This window comes from Siccirubricoccus soli (assembly GCF_024178315.1).
Lineage (GTDB): Bacteria > Pseudomonadota > Alphaproteobacteria > Acetobacterales > Acetobacteraceae > Siccirubricoccus > Siccirubricoccus soli.
The window spans coordinates 1-18,178 of the sequence record NZ_JAMZIK010000186.1 but is presented as its reverse complement, the minus strand read 5'-3'; the positions used below and the strand labels follow the sequence as shown (position 1 = coordinate 18,178).

General features: G+C 73.5%; 14 protein-coding genes and 1 pseudogene. 13 read left to right on the top strand and 2 right to left on the bottom strand.

Annotated elements, in window-relative coordinates:
* The 9 genes and pseudogenes from NJ376_RS24725 to NJ376_RS24685 all read left to right on the top strand — a co-directional run.
* A pseudogene (locus NJ376_RS24725) lies at positions 1 to 204 on the top strand (lysophospholipid acyltransferase family protein); the annotation flags it as partial.
* Complete coding sequence (locus tag NJ376_RS24720) at positions 201 to 1,559, top strand: 3-deoxy-D-manno-octulosonic acid transferase (protein WP_252955953.1); 1,359 nt, start codon at positions 201 to 203, stop codon at positions 1,557 to 1,559. The pseudogene NJ376_RS24725 and the gene NJ376_RS24720, both read left to right, overlap by 4 nt.
* A 244-nt stretch (positions 1,560 to 1,803) precedes the next feature.
* Entirely contained in the window at positions 1,804 to 2,793 is a 990-nt protein-coding gene (gene lpxK / locus NJ376_RS24715; RefSeq protein ID WP_252955952.1) for a tetraacyldisaccharide 4'-kinase, read from the top strand.
* A gap of 248 nt (positions 2,794 to 3,041) precedes the next feature.
* Positions 3,042 to 4,130 (top strand): alanine racemase, encoded by a 1,089-nt coding sequence (gene alr, locus NJ376_RS24710; RefSeq protein WP_252955951.1) that lies wholly within the window; start codon positions 3,042 to 3,044, stop codon positions 4,128 to 4,130.
* Complete coding sequence (locus tag NJ376_RS24705; protein WP_252955950.1) at positions 4,130 to 4,918, top strand: MlaE family ABC transporter permease; 789 nt, start codon at positions 4,130 to 4,132, stop codon at positions 4,916 to 4,918. Before alr ends, NJ376_RS24705 begins: the two co-directional genes overlap by 1 nt.
* Complete coding sequence (locus NJ376_RS24700; protein WP_252955949.1) at positions 4,915 to 5,730, top strand: ABC transporter ATP-binding protein; 816 nt, start codon at positions 4,915 to 4,917, stop codon at positions 5,728 to 5,730. The genes NJ376_RS24705 and NJ376_RS24700 overlap by 4 nt, the downstream gene beginning before the upstream one ends.
* Positions 5,731 to 5,921: 191 nt before the next feature.
* Positions 5,922 to 7,256: an ABC transporter substrate-binding protein gene (locus tag NJ376_RS24695; RefSeq protein WP_252955948.1), complete on the top strand. Its 1,335-nt coding sequence runs from the start codon at positions 5,922 to 5,924 to the stop codon at positions 7,254 to 7,256.
* A gap of 263 nt (positions 7,257 to 7,519) precedes the next feature.
* Positions 7,520 to 9,094, top strand: coding sequence for an ABC transporter substrate-binding protein (locus tag NJ376_RS24690; protein ID WP_252955947.1), 1,575 nt, complete (start codon positions 7,520 to 7,522; stop codon positions 9,092 to 9,094).
* Between the two features lie 83 nt (positions 9,095 to 9,177).
* Entirely contained in the window at positions 9,178 to 10,065 is an 888-nt protein-coding gene (locus tag NJ376_RS24685) for a TauD/TfdA dioxygenase family protein (RefSeq protein ID WP_252955946.1), read from the top strand.
* A gap of 243 nt (positions 10,066 to 10,308) precedes the next feature.
* Here NJ376_RS24685 and NJ376_RS24680 read toward each other — a convergent pair whose 3' ends face one another.
* Positions 10,309 to 10,539, bottom strand: coding sequence for a hypothetical protein (locus tag NJ376_RS24680; RefSeq protein WP_252955945.1), 231 nt, complete (start codon positions 10,537 to 10,539; stop codon positions 10,309 to 10,311).
* Between the two features lie 335 nt (positions 10,540 to 10,874).
* Between NJ376_RS24680 and NJ376_RS24675 the strand changes: the two genes are divergently transcribed.
* From NJ376_RS24675 to NJ376_RS24660, 4 genes are all read left to right on the top strand, one after another.
* Complete coding sequence (locus NJ376_RS24675) at positions 10,875 to 13,001, top strand: two-component system sensor histidine kinase NtrB (RefSeq protein WP_252955944.1); 2,127 nt, start codon at positions 10,875 to 10,877, stop codon at positions 12,999 to 13,001.
* A complete protein-coding gene (locus tag NJ376_RS29055) occupies positions 12,985 to 13,605 on the top strand; it encodes a response regulator transcription factor (protein ID WP_252955943.1) in 621 nt (206 codons plus the stop codon). Before NJ376_RS24675 ends, NJ376_RS29055 begins: the two co-directional genes overlap by 17 nt.
* Before the next feature lie 204 nt (positions 13,606 to 13,809).
* Positions 13,810 to 15,228, top strand: coding sequence for a DNA repair protein RadA (gene radA, locus NJ376_RS24665; protein WP_252955942.1), 1,419 nt, complete (start codon positions 13,810 to 13,812; stop codon positions 15,226 to 15,228).
* Positions 15,229 to 15,412: 184 nt separating this feature from the next.
* Positions 15,413 to 16,384 carry a Bug family tripartite tricarboxylate transporter substrate binding protein gene (locus NJ376_RS24660; RefSeq protein ID WP_252955941.1) on the top strand — a complete coding sequence of 324 codons (972 nt, stop codon included), beginning with the start codon at positions 15,413 to 15,415 and terminating at the stop codon, positions 16,382 to 16,384.
* A 111-nt stretch (positions 16,385 to 16,495) separates the two neighbouring features.
* Here the strand turns inward: NJ376_RS24660 and NJ376_RS24655 are convergent.
* On the bottom strand, positions 16,496 to 18,178 hold a 1,683-nt coding region (locus NJ376_RS24655), incomplete at its 5' end, for a hypothetical protein (RefSeq protein WP_252955940.1).

Below are 18,178 nucleotides of genomic sequence, written 5' to 3'. Positions count from 1 at the left end.
CTGCCCTGCGCCGCCCGCACCAGCCGGGGCCTCACCCTGCGGAGCTGGGACCGCATGGTGGTGCCGCTGCCCTTCGCCCGCGGCGTCATCGCCTTCGGCCCGCCCGTGGCGGTGGCGCGGGCGGCGCCGGAGGCGGCGCTGCCGGCCATCGCTGCGGCGCTGAGCGCGGCCTGCGACGCCGCCGATGCCGCGGTGCTGCGATGAGCCTCTCCGGCACCCTCTGGCACCATGCCGCCGCGCGGCTCGCCCCGCTGCTCCGCCCCTGGCTCCGCCTCCGGGCGCGGCGGGGGAAGGAGATCGCGGCCCGGCTGGCCGAGCGGCGGGGGGAGGGGGCGGCGCGGCCGCCCGGCCGCCTGCTCTGGCTGCATGCGGCCAGCGTCGGCGAGACCATGTCCATCCTGCCGCTGCTGGAGGCGCTGGCGGCGCGCGCCCCTGACCTCACCCTGCTGGTCACCACCGTCACCGTTACCGGGGCCAAGCTGCTGGCCCAGCGCCTGCCGCCGGAGCTGGCCCCGCGGGTGATGCACCGCTTCCTGCCGCTGGATGTACCCGCCTGGGTGGCGCGCTTCCTCGATGCCTGGCGGCCGGATGCGGTGGCGCTGGTGGAATCCGAGCTCTGGCCCAACCTGCTGGCCGCGCTGCGCGCCCGGCAGGTGCCGGTGGCGCTGGTGAATGCCCGGCTCTCCGCCCGCGCCGCCCGAGGCTGGGCCTGGGCGCCCGGCCTGGCGCGGGAGATGCTGGGCGGCTTCCGCCTGGTGCTGGCGCAATCCGCGACGGATGCGGCGCGGCTGCGGGCGCTGGGCGCGCCGCGGGTGGAAACCCCGGGCAATCTGAAATACGCCGCCCCGCCCCTGCCGGCGGTGCCCGAGGCCCTGGGCGCGCTGCGGGCGGCGATCGGCGGCCGGCCGGTCTTCCTCGCCGCCAGCACCCATCCGGGGGAGGAGGCGGTGGTGCTCGGCGCCCATCGGGCGCTGGCGCCGGAGCTGCCGGGGCTGCTCACCATCATCGTCCCCCGCCATCCGGAGCGCGGCGCGGCGATCGCCGCCATGGCCGGCGGGCTGCCGCTCTCCCGCCGCGCCACCGGCGCCCTGCCGGCGCCCGAGGAGGCGGTGCACATCGCCGATACGCTGGGCGAGCTGGGTCTGTTCTACCGCCTGGCCGGGGTCTGCCTGGTCGGCGGCTCCCTCATCCCGCATGGCGGGCAGAATCCGCTGGAGCCGGCGCGGCTGGGCTGCCCCATCCTGGTTGGACCGCATCACTGGAATTTCGCGGAACCGGTGCGGGCGCTGCTGGAGATGGGCGCCGCCAGGGTCGTGACGGAGGCGACGCTGGCGGCTGCGGTCATGGGCGTGCTAACGGATGGGGTGCTGGGCCGGCGTATGGCGGATTCGGCTGCGCGCATTGCCGCCGCCGGGGCCGGGTTGCCGGAGCATGTGGCGGACCGGCTGCTGGCCCTGCTGGCGCGGGGTCGGGCGACGCCCCCTGCCAGGGGGTGGGCCAATGGGCTGGCCGAGGGGCCGGCCAGGGGAATGGATGGAGGCGGGCCGGCCCGGGCATAACCTGCCCCGCCGGGCCGTCCTGGGCCGCCGGCGCCGGGCCGGGGCGCCCGAGGCTGGCGGCGTGGTCCCGAAGTCCGGCAGACTTCGGCCCGGGCCGCTGGCCCTGCTGAAAGATGGTCTGCCGCTGTCTGCCCCGCCGATCGGTGGCCGGGGCAGGGGGCCTGGATGGGTGGCGTCCATGCCGGCTTGCCCCGTCCCGGGGAGGGCCGGCGGAACCCGAGTTGCGAGGACCGGTCGAGAGACGATGCGTGCGCCCGATTTCTGGGGCGGGGATGGCAGGGGGCTGCTGCCCCTGCTGCTTTCGCCCATCGCCGCCCTCTATGGCTGCGCCACCGCCCGCCGGATGGCGCGGCCCGGCTGGCAGGCGCCGGTGCCGGTGATCTGCTGCGGCAATGCCACGGCGGGCGGCGCCGGCAAGACCACCGTCGCGCTGGATCTTGGCCAGAGGCTGGCGAAGCGCGGCGTGGCCGTGCATTTCCTGCTGCGCGGCTATGGCGGGCGGCTGAAGGGGCCGGTGCGGGTGGACCCCGCGGTGCATGACAGCAAGGCGGTGGGCGATGAGGCGCTGCTGCTGGCCGCCGAGCGCCCCACCTGGATCTCCGCCGACCGCGCCGCCGGCGCGAAGGCGGCGGTCGAGGGCGGTGCCCAGGCCATCGTCATGGATGACGGGCTGCAGAACCCGACGCTGGAGAAGGACCTCTCCCTGCTGGTGGTGGATGGCAGCTTCGGCTTCGGCAACAACCGCATCATCCCCGCGGGACCGTTGCGGGAGCCGGTGGCCGCCGCCGCCGCCCGGGCGCGCGCCGCGGTGATCATCGGTGAGGACGAGGCGGGCGCCGCCGCCCTGCTGCCGCCGCGGATGCCGGTGCTGCGGGCCCGGCTGCGGCCGGGGCCGGAGGCGGAGCTGCTGGCGGGCCAGCCGGTCTATGCCTTCTGCGGCATCGCCAACCCACGGAAATTCTTCGCCACCTTGCAGGAGGCGGGGGCGGTGCTGGCCGGCCGCATGGCCTTCGCCGACCACTACCCTTATGACGAGGGCGACATGCGCGACCTGCTGGCCGAGGCCGAGGGGCTGCGCGCCATGCCGGTGACGACGCGCAAGGATTTCGTCCGCATCCCGCCGGCCTTCCGCAGCCGCGTCACGGTGGTGACGGTGCGGCTGGAATGGGCGGATACCGTCGCCATCGAGGCGCTGCTGGACCCGCTGGCGCAGCGGGTGCCGATGCCCGCTTGATTTCCCCATGGTGTCGCTGCGCGCCACCATGGGGGCCCCGGTAGGGGCTTTCCTTCCGATGTGTCGCACAGCCTGCCGCGGCGAAGCCGCGGCAGGGCACCAGGCAGCCTGGGTCAGGCCGCCCGTGGCTATGGCTCAGGCGTAAGGGCTGAACCAGCAAACTCGGACCGGGGCCAGGACCTGGCCCCGGCGGGGGTAAGGAGGGCGGAGTCCCCCTCCAGGGCTTGCGACCCGCGTCCATTCACGCCATGCCCTTCCCCTCACGGGCGGGGGTGGCGATGCAGGCGGTGCTGACCATCGATCTCGGCGCCATTGCGGCGAATTGGGCGATGCTGCGGGACCGCATGGCGCCGGGCCTCGTTGCCGGCGTGGTGAAGGCGGATGGCTACGGCCTCGGCGCCGCCCCGGTCGGGCGGGCGCTGCTGGCTGCCGGCTGCCGGCATTTCTTCGTTGCTCATCTGGCGGAGGGCATGGCGCTGCGCGCCGTGCTCGGCCCCGGGCCGATGATCGCCGTGCTGAACGGCTTCGCCCCCGGCGCGGATGAGGATGCCGCCCTGGTGCCGGTGCTGAACGGGTTGCCGGACCTCGCCGCCCATGCCGCGGCCGGCCGGCGCCGCCCCGTCATCCTGCATGTCGATACCGGCATGTCCCGCCTCGGCCTCGATGCGCGGGAGCTTGAGCTGCTGGCGGCGGAGCCGGGGCGGCTCGGCCCGCTCGAGTTGCGCTACGTGATGACGCATCTCGCCGTCGCCGATACGCCGGCGCACCCGCTGAACGCCGCCCAGGCCGCACGTTTCGCCGCCGCCCGCGCCCGGCTGCCGGCGGCGCCCTTCAGCTTCGCCAACTCCTCGGGTTGCTTCCTCGGCCCCGATTTCGCCTCGGACCTCTCCCGCCCCGGTTGTGCGCTGTACGGCGTCAACCCCACCCCCGGCGCGCCGAACCCGATGCGCCAGGCGGTGACGCTCGCGGCGCCGATCCTGCAGGTGCGGGACATTCCGGCGGGCGAGACGGTGGGCTACGGCGCCACCTGGCGGGCCACGCGGCCCAGCCGGATCGCCACGGTTGCCGCGGGCTATGCGGATGGATACCTTCGCGCCCTTTCAGGGCGGGCGGTCGGCATCCTCGCCGGACGGCCCGCGCCCCTGATCGGCCGGGTGTCCATGGATCTCATCACCTTCGACGTCACCGATGCGCCTGCTTGTCACCCTGGCGAGATGATTCAGCTCATCGGCCCTGGCAACACGCCGGACGAGGTGGCGGAGCGTGCCGGGACGATCGGCTACGAGATCCTCACCTCCCTTGGCGCCCGCTACCGGCGCGACTATCTGGGCGCCTGATGGCCGCCCTTCTGCTCGATCCCCTGGCGGCCATCGGCCGCGCCACGCTCGGTGCCTGCCGGGTGGCGGGGGATGCCGCGCTCTTCGCGCTGGAAGGGCTGAGCCATGTGCTGCGGCCGCCCTTCCACCTCCGTCTGTTCTGGCGCGCCTTCATCGAGATCGCCTGGTTCTCGCTGCCCGTCGTCGCGCTGACCGCGATCTTCACCGGCATGGTGCTGGCGCTGCAGAGCTTCACCGGCTTCGCCCGCTTCAACGCGCAATCCGCCATCGCCAGCGTCGTCGTCATCTCCCTGACGCGGGAGCTCGGCCCGGTGCTGGCGGCGCTGATGGTGGCGGGGCGCATCGGCGCCAGTTTCGCCGCCGAGATCGGCACCATGCGGGTGACGGACCAGATCGACGCGCTGACCACGCTCTCCACCAACCCGATGAAGTACCTGGTGGCACCAAGACTGCTCGCCGCGATCATCGCCCTGCCGCTGCTGGTGCTGGTGGCCGATGTGCTCGGCGTGATGGGCGGCTGGCTGATCGGCACCCTCAAGCTCGGCTTCGTCTCGGACGCCTATCTGAAATCCACCTTCGACTACCTGCAGGCGCAGGACGTGATCTCCGGCCTGGTGAAGGCGGCGGCGTTCGGCTTCGTCATCGCGCTGATGGGCACCTGGTGCGGCTACCGCAGCAAGGGCGGCGCGCAGGGCGTGGGCGGGGCGACGACCTCGGCGGTGGTGGCCTCCTCCATCCTCATCCTCGCCCTCGACTACATCCTCACCGAGATCTTCTTCGCGCAATGACCGAGGCGATGGCAGCGCCCGGGCAGGCGCAGGCAATTGCGGCGGCGACGCCGAAGATCCGCGTGCGCGGGCTGTGCAAGGCCTTCGGGCCGAAGCAGGTGCTGGACGGCGTGGATCTGGAGGTGGCGCGGGGCCATTCCCTCGTCATCCTCGGCGGCTCCGGCTCCGGCAAATCCGTCACCATCAAATGCATCCTCGGCCTCATCCAGCCCGATGCCGGCAGCATCGAGATCGACGGCCAGGACGTGCTGAAGATGAAGCGGCACGACCGGGAGGCGATGGCCGACCGCATCGGCATGCTGTTCCAGAACGGCGCGCTGTTCGACAGCCTGCCGGTCTGGGAGAATGTCTGCTTCAAGCTGCTGGCGCAGAAGCGGCTGAGCCGCGCCACGGCGCGGGACAAGGCGGCGGAGGTGCTGGCGCAGGTGGGGCTCGCGGCCTCGGTCGGCGATCTCTGGCCGGCGGAGCTCTCGGGCGGCATGCAGAAGCGCGTGGCACTGGCGCGGGCGATTGCGGCGCAGCCGGACATCATCTTCTTCGACGAGCCCACCACGGGGCTCGACCCCATCATGGGTGCCGTCATCGACGGGCTGATCGTCGATTGCGTGAAGCGGCTGGGCGCGACGGCGATCTCCATCACCCATGACATGGCGAGTGCGCGGCGCATCGGCGACAGCGCGGCGATGATCCACAAAGGCCGCATCGTCTGGACCGGGGAGGCGCGGGGCCTCGGCCATTCCGGCAATGCGATGGTGGACCAATTCGCCAATGGGCGGCGGGAGGGGCCGATCCAGATGGAGCTGCGGCGGTAGCGCCCTGCCGCTCCCTTCGCTGGATCTCCAGCGAACAGGGCGGACAAGCAGGCCACTCAAATCAAGGCCTGTCGGCCGTATTGGTATACGGTTTTCCTCGCTTTCCGCCCCGCCCCGCGCGCATCCTCCCCGATGCCGGGGCGCGCTCCCGGGCGCTGCCCTGGCCACGCCACCGCCAGGGAGGAACAAAGATGCAACAAATCACCCGCCGGGCCACGCTCGCCCTCGGTGCCGCCAGCCTTGCCGCCGCCGCCCACGCCCAGCCCCGCCCCGATGGCAGCGCCATCCCCCGCGCCGACATCCCGCCACCGCGCCAGCCCATCGAGCAGGGCGCCGCGCTCCGCGTCATCCGCCCCGCCCGCTTCGTCGATGCCGACGAGGTCATCTTCCGTGAGAATTGTGCCCGCTTCAGCGAGGCCCATGGCGTGCCGGTGCGCGTCGATTTCGTCGGCTGGGAGGATATCCGGCCGCAGACCGCCGTCATCGCCAATACCGGCAGCGGGCCGGATGTCGTCATCGGCTGGGCCGACGACCCGCATCTCTACGTGGACAAGCTCCATGACCTGACGGAACTCGCCACCTATCTCGGCGACCGCTATGGCGGCTGGTCCTTCCTCTCCCGTAAGTACGGCATGCAGCACAACAGCCCGCGCTGGCTGGGCATTCCCTTCGGCGGCGGCACCGGGCCCATCGTCTATCGTGCCTCCGCGGTGCGGGAGGCGGGGTTCGACAAGGTGCCGGAGGACCATGCCGGCTTCCTCCGCCTCTGCCAGGCGCTGCATCGCATCGGCAAGCCGGCCGGCTTCGCGCTGGGCAATGCCGTGGGCGACGGCAACGGCTTCGCCAATTGGCTGCTCTGGTCGCATGGCGCGGCGCTGACCGACGAGGCGGGGAAGATCTCGATCAACAGCCGTGAGACCTTGGCCGCGCTGAACTATCTGCGGGAACTGTACCCGACCTTCGCCCCAGGCACGCTCTCCTGGCTCGATCCCTCCAACAACCGCGCCTATGCCTCGCAGGAGGTGCATCTCACCTCGAACGGTGTCTCGCTCTACTACGCGCTGAAGAACGACCCGCGCACCAAGCCCATCGCCGACGACACGGAACACGCGCCGCTGCCGCGCGGCGTGGCGGAGGGGCCGCCGCAATCGGCGACGGTGCTGAACGCCATGGTCTTCCGCCATGTCCGCTACCCCAACGCGGCGAAGGAGTTCATCCGCTTCATGTTGGAGGCGGAGCAGTACGACCCCTGGCTGACCGGCAGCCTGGGCTACTGGTCGCAGCCGCTGGAGGCCTACCGGCAGAGCGAGGTCTGGCGCTCCGATCCCAAGCTGGTGCTGTTCCGGGACGCGATGAACAACCGGTTCTGGAGCGGCTACAAGGGCCCGATCACCCAGGCCTCCGGCGCCGTCGCGGCGGATTACGTGCTGGTGCAGATGTGCTCCTCCGTCGCCTCCGGCCAGGCCACGCCGGAAGCGGCAGCCAGGGAGGCGGAGCGGCGGGCGCGGCGGTACTACCGGGCCTGACGCGCCGAGGAGGGCCCCGCCCTCCTCGAACCCCGCGCCAAAGGCCGAAAGGCCTTTGGGCAGCCTTGGGTCCGGAGCGAGGAGGCTGGCCTGCCGAGCCAGGGCCCGAGGCGGCCTGGGCGCCTGGATTTCACCGGTCGCCAAGTTTTGGCACCGCATTTGCTTAAGTTTTGACGCGCCTCTCACCACGGTCAATCACCCCGGGCCATGCCGGACCCGGGGCCGCCAGGATCACCCCCCCCTGCCTGCCGGGAGCATTGCCGATGCGCCGACGCCATGTGCTGCAGACCGCCGCCCTCGCCCTCGTCGCTCCGCGCCTCGCCATCGCCGAGGGCGCCAGGGTGCTCAATTTCGTCCCCTATGCCGATGTCGCGGTCACCGACCCGATCTGGAGCAGCACCTACGCCACCCGCACCTCCGCGCTGGCGGTGTACGACACGCTCTACGGCACCGATGCCGGCCTCGTCGCCCGGCCGCAGATGGTGGCCGGCCATGTGGTGGAGGATGACGGCAGGCGGTGGACGCTGACGCTGCGGGACGGCCTCCGCTTCCATGACGGGGAGCGCGTGCTGGCGCGGGACTGCGTCGCCTCCATCCGCCGCTGGGGCAGGCGGGACGCCTTCGGCCAGGCGCTCCTCGCGGTGACGGAGGAGCTTGCGACGCCGGACGACCGCACCATCCGCTTCCGCCTGAAGCAGCCCTTTCCCATGCTGCCGGATGCGCTCGGCCGCGCCAGCTCCCTGGTGCCGGTGATGGTGCCGGAGCGGCTGGCGAAGGTGGATGCCTATACCCGCATGCCGGAGACGATCGGCAGCGGCCCCGTCCGCTACCTGGAGTCCGAGCGCGTGCCGGGCGCCCGCGTGGTGTACGAGAAATTCGCCGGCTACCAGCCGCGCGAGGATGGCGAGCCGAGCTTCACCGCGGGGCCGCGCATCGCCTATCTGGACCGGCTGGTCTTCAACGTCATGCCGGACCCGGCCGCCGCCGCCGCCGCGCTGCAGGCCGGCGAGGTGGATTGGGTGGAGCAGCCGCTGATGGACTTGGTGCCGCTGCTGCGGCGCAACCGCGACATCGTCGTCGAGGTGAAGGACCGCACCGGCTATATCGGCCAATTCCGCTTCAACACCCTGCACCCGCCCTTCGACAATGTTGCGCTGCGCCGCGTCCTGCTGGCGGCGATCGACCAGCAGGATTGCATGACCGCGGTGGTGGGCGGCGAGCGGGCGAATATGGGCACGCATGTCGGCGCCTATACCCCCGGCTCCCCCTTTGCGAGCGAGGCGGGCATGGCACGGCCGAAGCCGGATCTCGCCAGGCTCAAGCAGGCGGTGCTCGATGCCGGCTACAAGGGGCAGCGGGTGGTCATGCTCGCCGCCGCCGAGGTGCCGCGCATCACCGCAGTCTGCGAGGTGACGCGGGAGGTGCTGGCGCGGCTCGGCTTCAATGTGGACTACGTCTCCACCGACTGGGGCACGCTGAACGCCCGCGTGGTGAGCCGGGAGCCGGTCGAGCGCGGCGGCTGGAGCTGCTACTGCACCTATGTCGGCGGGCTCGACATGATGAGCCCGGCGACTCATGGCATGCTGCGCGGCGGCGGGGTGGCCGGCGGCTCCCCCGGCTGGCTGACCAGCCCGCGGCTGGAGGCGCTGCGCGCCGCCTTCTTTGCCGCGCCCGATGCCGCGGCGCAAAAGGCGGTGGCGGAGCAGCTGCAGCTCCAGCTCTGGCAGGATGTGCCCTATGTGCCACTCGGCCAGTTCATCCAGCCGGTCGCCTATCGCCGCAGCCTGACCGGCATGCTGGACGGCGCCCCGGTCTTCACCAACCTCCGCAAGGGCTGACGGGCGGCGGGGCCGGGGCGGGCGCCCCCGCGCTTGACCCCCGCCCGGCCCCCGGTCCTACACTCCCACATGGAGGAACGGACATGACGCTGCACCTGACGCCGCTGCACCCGCTTTTCGTTGCCGAAGTCCGGGGCATCGACCTGCGCACCACGCCGGGGCCGGAGCTCTGCGAGGAGATCCACAAGGCGATGGACCGCTACGCCGTCCTCGTCTTCCGCGACCAGCAGATCGAGGACGACCAGCAGATGGCCTTCGGCGAGGCGCTCGGCCCGCTGGAGCAGACCCGCGGCGTCGTCGATGTCCACAAGCAGCGCCTCAAGCACCGGCAGATGGCGGACATCTCCAACATCGACCTGGACGGCAAGCTGCTGGCCGCCGATGACCGGCGGCGGATGTTCAACCTCGGCAACCAGCTCTGGCATTCGGACAGCAGCTTCAAGGCGACGCCGGCCAAGTATTCCATGCTGCATGCCCGCGTCATCCCGCCCGAGGGCGGCGAGACCGAATATGCCGATATGCGCGCCGCCTGGGACGCGCTGCCGGCGAAGATGCAGGACAAGCTGCGGGACCTGGTCACCGACCACAGCCTGATCTTCTCCCGCGGCAAGCTCGGCTTCACCGATTATACGGAGCAGGAGCTGCGCGACTTCGCCCCGGTGCCGCAACGCCTGGTGCGCTGGCACCCGCGTTCCCAGCGCCACTCGCTCTACCTCTCCTCGCATATCGGCCGCATCCATGGTTGGCCGGTGCCGGAGGCGCTGGCACTGATCCGCCAGCTGGAGGAGTTCGCGACCCAGCGGCACTTCGTCTACACCCATCGCTGGCGGCAATGGGACATCGTGATGTGGGACAACCGCAGCACCATGCACCGCGCCCGGCCCTATGAGGACCACACCTATCCGCGTGACATGCGCCGCGTCACCCTGACGGATGTGGCCCCGACGCTGGAGCAGCAGATGGCGGCCTGACGGCGGCGGGCCGGCGGGGGCCAGGGGACGGGGTCAGGGATGCGGCGGGCGGGCCGGTTCACCCTGCCTCGCCGCCAGGGCGCGGCTCCAGAGGCCTGCGCCCGTCGCCCGGCCGCGGCGCTTGGCCATGCCTGCCGCCGCGTGCCGCTGGCCGCGGCAGCCCTGGCTTCCCGTGCCCGGCCCGGTTCCACCCGGCCTCGGCTCACTTGGCCCGGCCCGCGGCGGCGCCCAGGCCCGGCGCGGTCAGGCGTCGTTGCCGGCGCGGCCGAGGAAGGGCGCCCGGTTGCATTCCTCCCAGCGGAATTCGGCCACCACCAGGGCACGCAGCGTTCGCATCCGCTCGGCCGACATGGCAAGGCCGATGCGTTCCAGCTCGGCCGCCGACTGGTCCAGGATATGGAGGACGCCGAGCACGGTGCCGCGCGGCGTCGCCGATTCCGTGCCTTGCGGTTTCTGCGTCTGCCAGTGACCCATTTGCGCTCCCACTCTTTTCTCGGCGGCGGCACCGCGTGCCGGCACCCCTTGGCCCCGGCGCCCGGCTTCCCCGCCTTGGCCCAGCGCGTGAAGGCTTCGCCTACCATCCCGGCCCGCGCCGTCATGTCCGGCACCGTCCTGGCCTGCACCGTCCCGGCCTACGGGATCGCGACCTGTGGCGCCGGACTGACCGAAGCCAAGGTAAAGTCTCGGCGATATTGCGGGTCTGCACTATTCAGGTGAATTGCGTAGAAGCGCCAGCGCCGCGCCGGAATTATGCTCCCTGCCGGTCATTGGAGCTTTCCGAACGCATGTTCGGCGACAATCGTCCGGCCATGAGCGTTGCCGATGCGACATCGGTGGAAGGGGCGGCGCGGCGGCGCGGCCTGCCCTTCCGCCTGCATATCCTCGGCATGGCGCTGGCCGCCCTGCTGCCTGGCCTCGCCGCCTGCGGCCTCTGGCTCCGCAGCGGCTGGACGGCGCGGCAGGAGAGCTTCGACCAGGGCCTGCTCGCGGCGGCACGCGGCCTGGCCTGGGCGGTGGAGGGGGGGATCGCCAATGGCACCCGCTTCGCCCTCGCCCGCTTCCTCGCCGCCGACCTTCCTGCCGGGCCCGGCCGCGTCGCCCTCGCCGAGGATCTGCGCGCGCCGGCGGAGCTGGGCCTTTCCATCGGCCTCGCCGCCACCGGCGAGACGCGCGACGCCGCCGCCACGGGGGCGGAGCCGGCCCACCGCCTCGCCCTCCAGCTGCCGGTGCGGCTGGGCGACGGCGGCCGCGCCTCGCTCCACCTGGCGCTGGACCCCGGGCAGCTTGGCCGGCTGCTCGCAGGGCGGCTGCCGCCGCAGGCCACCTGGGCGGAGCTGATCGACCCGCAGGGCCTGGTCGTCGCCACCACCCGGGACCCGTCCCATCGCCTCCGCCGCCCCGCGCCGATCTGGCCGGCGGGGGAGGAGGCGGTGTGGCGCGGCCCGGAGCCGGAGGGCAGGTCCCAGGCCGTTGCCCTGGTCCGGCTGGCGGAGGCGCCGGGCTGGCGGCTGGCCCTGGGCGCGCCGGCGCCCGGCTGGTGGCCGCCGCAGCGCCTGCCCGGTCTTGCCCTGGCCCTGCTCGGCCTCGGCGCCCTGGCCGCGCTGCTGCTCGGCCGGCACTGGCTGCGGGAGATGGCACGCCTCGCCGCCTGGGCGCGGGCGGCGGCCGAGGGCCCGCCCACCGCCTTGCCGCCGCCCTGCGGCATCGCCGAATTCGCCGCCCTGGCGGAGGGTCTGCGCGCCGCCACCGCCGCCCTGCGGCAGGAGGCCGCGGCGGCGCAGCGGGAGCGCGGGCTGCTGCGGACCGTCCTCGACAGCACGCCCAACCCGGTGGTGGTGAAGGGGCTGGACGGGCGGGTCGAGCTGATGAATGCCGCGGCCAGGCGGCTGCATGGCCGCGCCGCGGAGACGATGCCGGGCGAGGGCGCGCCCTGGCAGCCCCCTTCCTGGGCGGCGCTGGACGCGGCGCAGGACGCGGCGGTGCTGCGCAGCGGCAGCAGGCTGATGGAGGAACACGTCATCCCGGCGCTGGACGGCCGGCTCTTCCGCATCACCAAGACCCCGCTGCACGGGCGCGAGGGCGGGCCGGTGACCGGCATCGTCACCGTCATGCAGGACGTGACGAAGCAGCGACGGCAGGAGGCGGAGCTGCGCGGCGTCGAGGTGGAGATGCAACATCTCGGCCGCCGCGCCACCATCGGCGTGATGGCGAGCGGCCTGGCGCATGAGCTGAACCAGCCGCTGACCGCCGCCACCAACTACCTGCGCGCCGCCGGGCGCCTGCTGGAGCGGGAGGACGCGCTGCGCCTGGACCGGCTGCCGGTGCTGCGCGAGGCGGTCTCCGCCGCCGCCGAGCAATCGCTGCGGGCCGGCGAGATCGTCCGGCGCCTGCGCGAATTCCTCGGCCGCCGCGTCACCGTGCCGGTGCTGGAGCCGGTGGCCGCGGTGGTGGAGGAAGGGGTGCGGCTTGCCCTTCCCGGGTTGCGGCCCCCGGATCTGGAGGTGCGGCTGCTGCTGCCGCCGGGCCTGGGGGAGGCGCTGCTGGACCGCCTCTCGGTGCAGCAGATCCTGGTCAACCTGGTGCGCAACGCGGTGGAGGCGATGCGCGGCCGCGCCCGGCAGGAGCTGACGATCGCCGCCCGCCGCCTCACCGCCGAGGGCCAGGCCTGGGTCGAGATCAGCGTTGCCGATACCGGCCCCGGCGTGCCCTCCGAGGTGGCGGCCCGGCTGTTCGAGCCCTTCGTTGGCACCAAGCCGGACGGGCTCGGCGTCGGCCTCGCAATCTGCCGCCGCTTCGCGGAGGGCCAGGGCGGGCGGATCGCCGCGGCGCGCAACCCGGAGGGCGGCATGACCTTCACCCTGTCCCTGCCGGTCGGCCTTGCCCTGCCGGCGGCGGCCGAAGCCCGTGAGACCCCGACCGATGCCCCTGTTCCCTGAGTCGCGCGGCGCCCTGGTGCTGGTGGTGGATGACGACGCCGCGGTGCGCGACAGCCTGGCGCTGCTGCTGCGCTCCGCCGGCTATGCCGCGGCGGTCAGGCCCTCGGCGGAGGCGCTGCTGGAGGATTTGCCGGCCGAGGCGGGCTGCCTGATCGCCGATATCCGCATGCCGGGCGGCCTGGACGGCATCGCCCTGCTGGAGGCACTGCGCCAGCGCGGCCGGTTCCTCCCGACCATCATCGTCACCGGCCATGGCGACGTGCCGCTGGCGGTGCGGGCGATGAAGGCGGGCGCCGCCGACTTCATCGAGAAACCCTATGAGGACACCGCGATCCTGGCCGCGGTGGGCACCGCGCTGGCCTCCCGCCCCGCCCCGGATGCCGCCCGGGCAGCGGCGCTGCGGCAGATCGGCCTGCTCTCCCCACGGGAGAGGGAGGTGCTGGAGGGGCTGGTGGCCGGCAAGCTGAACAAGATCATCGCGCATGAGCTCGGCATCAGCCCGCGCACGGTGGAAGTGCACCGGGCCAATGTCATGGAGAAGCTCGGCACCGGCAGCCTCTCCGCCACCGTGCGGCTGGCGTTGCAGGCGGGCATCGGATTGTAGCCCCCACGACGTCGCTGCGCGCCGTCGCGGGCCCCGGAAGGCGCTGGAGGCCGGAGGACCCGCGCAGCCTGCCGCAGCGAAGCCGCGGCAGGGCAGCGGGCGGTTCGGATGGGACCGGAGCGCTGAGGGGCAAAGGGGTGGGGACAGGGTGAGGGCGTTGCGCTATACCGGGCGTGTTCGCCTTTCGTTTATGGGGACTCCCGCTTGGCCAAGGACCGCTCCCGTTACGTCTGCCAAGCCTGTGGCGCCGTCTTCCCGAAATGGCAGGGCCGCTGCGATTCCTGCGGCGAGTGGAACACCCTCTCCGAGGAGGCCGCCGAGGCCCCGCGCGGCCCCGGCCCCGCCGCCCGTGCCGGCGGCGGCCGCCGCGTGGAATTCGTCGGGCTGCAAGGGGAGGCGCCGCCGCCCGCCCGCATCCCGACCGGCCTCGCGGAGCTGGACCGGGTGCTGGGCGGCGGCATCGTCCCCGCCTCCGCCGTGCTGGTCGGCGGCGATCCCGGCATCGGCAAATCCACCATCCTGCTGCAGGCTGCGGCGCGCATCGCCGGCGCCGGGCTGCGCGCCCTCTACATCTCGGGCGAGGAGGCCGTGGATCAGGTCCGGCTGCGCGCCCGCCGGCTGGGGCTGGAGGGCGCGCCGCTGGCCCTCGCTGCGGCGACCGCGCTGCGCGACATCGTGGCGAGCCTGGAGCAGGAGCGCGACGCCGCCCTCGTCATCATCGATTCCATCCAGACCCTGTGGTTGGATGCGCTGGACAGCGCCCCCGGCACCGTCGCCCAGGTGCGCGCCTGTGCGGCCGAGCTGATCCGCCTGGCCAAGTCGCGCGGCTTCGCCCTGGTGCTGGTCGGCCATGTGACGAAGGAGGGGACGCTCGCCGGCCCCCGGGTGCTGGAGCACATGGTGGACGCCACGCTGTATTTCGAAGGCGATCGCGGCCACCAATTCCGCATCCTGCGCGCGGTGAAGAACCGCTTCGGCGCGACGGACGAGATCGGCGTCTTCGAGATGACGGAGCAGGGGCTGGTGGAGGTGCCGAACCCCTCCGCCCTGTTCCTCGCGGAGCGCCGCGGCAATGTCGCGGGCAGCGCCGTCTTCGCCGGCATCGAGGGCACGCGGCCGGTGCTGGTGGAGGTGCAGGCGCTGCTCTCGCCCTCCGCCGGCGGCTCCCCGCGCCGGCAGGTGGTGGGCTGGGACAGCGGCCGGCTCGCCATGCTGATGGCGGTGCTGGAAGCGCGCTGCGGCATGACGCTCGGCATGAACGACGTCTATCTGAACATCGCCGGGGGCTTGCGCATCGCCGAGCCGGCGGCCGACCTTGCCGTCGCCGCCGCGCTGGTCTCGGCGGCGACCGACCGGCCGACCGACCCCGGCACCGTCTATTTCGGGGAGGTCGGCCTCTCCGGCGAGATCCGCCAGGTGAGCCAGGCGGAGGCGCGGCTGCGCGAGGCGCAGAAGCTCGGCTTCACCGCCGCCGTGCTGCCGCGTCGCCTGGCCCGTGGCGGCCGCGCGCCGGCGGCGCTGGAAGGGCTGCGGCCGGCCGAGATCGGCCATATCGCCGACCTCGTCGCCCCCTTCGCGGCGCGGGCGGAGAAGCGCGCGCCGAAGGCCGAAAAGCCGGAGTGACGCGCCGCATCGAGAGCTACCTTCTCCCGGCGGGGGAGGCCCTGAACGCAAGCCTGGCCGGCACCCCCGTCCCGGCCTTTCGCTTTCCAGGGCGCCTCGGCCATTGGCGGGACGCCGATCTCCTGGCGGCGCCTTGAGGCCGGGCAGCGCCTGCCTCATCCTGCAACGAGATGGAGGAAATGCCATGAAGCTGCCCCGCCGCGCCCTGCCGGCCCTGCTCGCCTTCCCCGCGCTGGCCCGCGCGGCGGGGTTCCCGGACCGCCCCGTCCGCCTCGTCGTGCCCTTCGCCCCGGGCGGCAATGCCGATACGGTCGGGCGCGTCCTTGCCCCGAAGATCTCCGAAGTGCTGGGCCAGCCGGTGGTGGTGGAGAACCGCGCCGGCGCCGCCGGCAATGTCGCCGCCACCGCCTTCGCCCGGGCGAAGCCGGATGGCTATTCCCTGCTGCTTGGCAGCAACGGCCCGCTGGCGGTGAACCCCGTCACCCAGGCCAATCTCGGCTACGATCCGATGCGGGATTTCGCGCCGCTCGGCCTCGCCGTGCGCACGCCGAACGTGCTGGCGGTGCACAAGGCGGTGCCGGTGCAGACCCTGGCGGAGTTGATCGCGCTGGCCAAGGCGCAGCCGGGCCGGATCGCCTGCGGCTCCTCCGGCACCGGCAGCACCGCGCATCTGGCGATCGAGACCTTCAACGCCATGACCGGAGCCGGGCTGCAGCACGTGCCCTATGGCAGCGGCGGCGCCATGGCGCCGGATCTGGTCGCCGGCAACATCCAGTCGGGGATGACGGAGATCTCCACCGCCTTGCCCCTGCACCGGGAGGGGGCGATCCGCATCCTCGGCGCCGGTTCCGCCGCGCGCCTCCCGGTGGCGCCGGACATCCCGACCATGGAGGAGCAGGGCGTGCACGGCTTCCGCGCCGCCGCCTTCCTCGGCCTGGTGGTGCCGGTGGGCACGCCGCCCGAGGTCATGGCGAAGCTGGCCGCCGCCCTGGCCGCGGCGGTGGCGGACCCGCCGACCCGCAAGCGCTTCGAGGAAATGGGCAGCGAGATGGCGAGCGCCGAGGAGGCGACGCCGGCGGGCTTCGCCGCCTTCCTGGAGCGGGAGCTGACCTGGACCCGCGCCGCGGCGGAGCGCGCTGGGCTGCGGCCAAGCTGAGGCGGCAGGAAGGCGCCCCGGGCGGTTCCGTGCCGATCGTGCCGGCGGGAAACCGCTCCGGCCGCGTGGCGTGCCGCGTCGTCCGCCGGGCGAGCCTGCCTGGCCTGAGTCCTATGCCCCGCAGCGCGGCACCGCCTCCGGCAGGCGCGGCTGGCCGCGCGGGACGATGGCGAGGGTCGGCGAGCGGGCGTAATCCTGCGGCCCGGTGGAGGGCGCCCCCGCCTCCTTCAGCCAGGCATAGGCTTCTGCCGCCTGGGCGGAACCGAGGGTCTCCACCAGCAGCGCCAGCGTCGCCAGGGCGAGCCGGGCGTAATACCCGTTGCTCTTGCTCCAGCCCTCGCCGTTGGAGAGGTTGCGTGCCCGCATCGCCTCGCCCATCTCGGCCCAGCTCCGCAGGGGGCGGGGCGGGCGGTCCAGGCTCTGGTCGGCGATGTTGTAGGCCACGCCGTCATGCCGGGAGAAACCCTCCCCCGCGGCGAAGAACCGGCCGACCAGGAAATTCTCCGCCCAGTGCAGGAAGGCCCGGGCATCGGCATTGCCCCGCCGCGCCGCGGCGGCGGCGGTGGTGGCGAGGTAGTCCTGCTGCCAGGGCGCCATGTTGCCCCCCGCGCCATAGGCGCCCGGCAGCCTGCCATGGGTCGCGCCCTGCTCCGCCGTCAGCGCCGGCAGCCGGGCCCTCAGCCAGGCCCAATTCCGCTCCGACACCCAGCGGAAGTAGGCTTGGTGAGGATCCCCTTCCGGGCTGATCCAGGCGGCCTGGTCCACCTCCCGCATCCCCCAGGCGGCGCCGCGCACCTGGCGGCCCTGCAGGATGATGGCGCCATCGCCCGGGTCGCCCGGCGCCGCCCGCATCGCGGGCCACACGCTCAGCACGTTCCACGCCGCCTGGGCCTGCAGCGCATCCAGCGCGCTGCGCCGCCCGGTGAGCAGGAAGGGGACGAAGGCCAGCGCCGGCTGGTGCGCCTGGTCCGGTGTCCAGCCGGTATCGGCGGGCACCGGCTGCAGCAGCCCGCCCGGCGGCCGCCCGCCCCGCCCGTCGAGCCACAGCCGCGGCCAGCGCCGCTGGTCCAGCCAGCCTCCCTTGCCCTCCGCCCCGCCCTCCGGGTCCCAGTGGTTCCAGGGGATGCTGCCGGAGGCCTCGGCCTGGCCGATCGCCACCGCCGCCGCCCGCCGGTCGCCGGAGACCAGCCAAGCCGCCTGGTATTCCGTGGTGGGGCCGATATCCGCCCGGTCTCCGGTCATCGGCATGTACCGGGTGATGCCGCGGGCGCTGAAGGGCGGCGCCCAGTCCGGGGCGCCGAGCAGCCCGGCATAGCGTTGCAGCGTCGCCTCCGCCACGCCGAGGGAGGGGTCGTAGCGGGCGATGGCGCCGGTCTCCGCCAGGTATCCGGCATCCTGGCGCGGGAAGGGCGGGGCGGGCGCCTGGGCGCCGGCCAGCACGCGGAGCTGCCTGCCCCAGGCGGTGTAGTGCCGGTGCCGCAGCCCCTCCGCCCGCAGCGCCTCCCGCCCATCGACCAGCACCCGCAGCGCATAGGCGGCATCGCCGCCCCCTGGCCGCATCGTGGCGTCGTTGCGCAGCCAGACATCCAGCCACAGGCTGCCATCCGCGCGGGCGGCAAGGTCCACGACGAGGCGGAGCGAGGTGGCGCCGCCGCAGGCCGAGGGCGGCACCCAGGCGGTGATGCGCGCCTGGGCGGCCAGCGGCCCGGCCTGCCAGACATCCCGCGACCCGGCCAGCAACGCGGCGAGGTCCGCCTGCCAGGGCGCGCCCTCGCCCGCCGGGCGCAGCTCCAC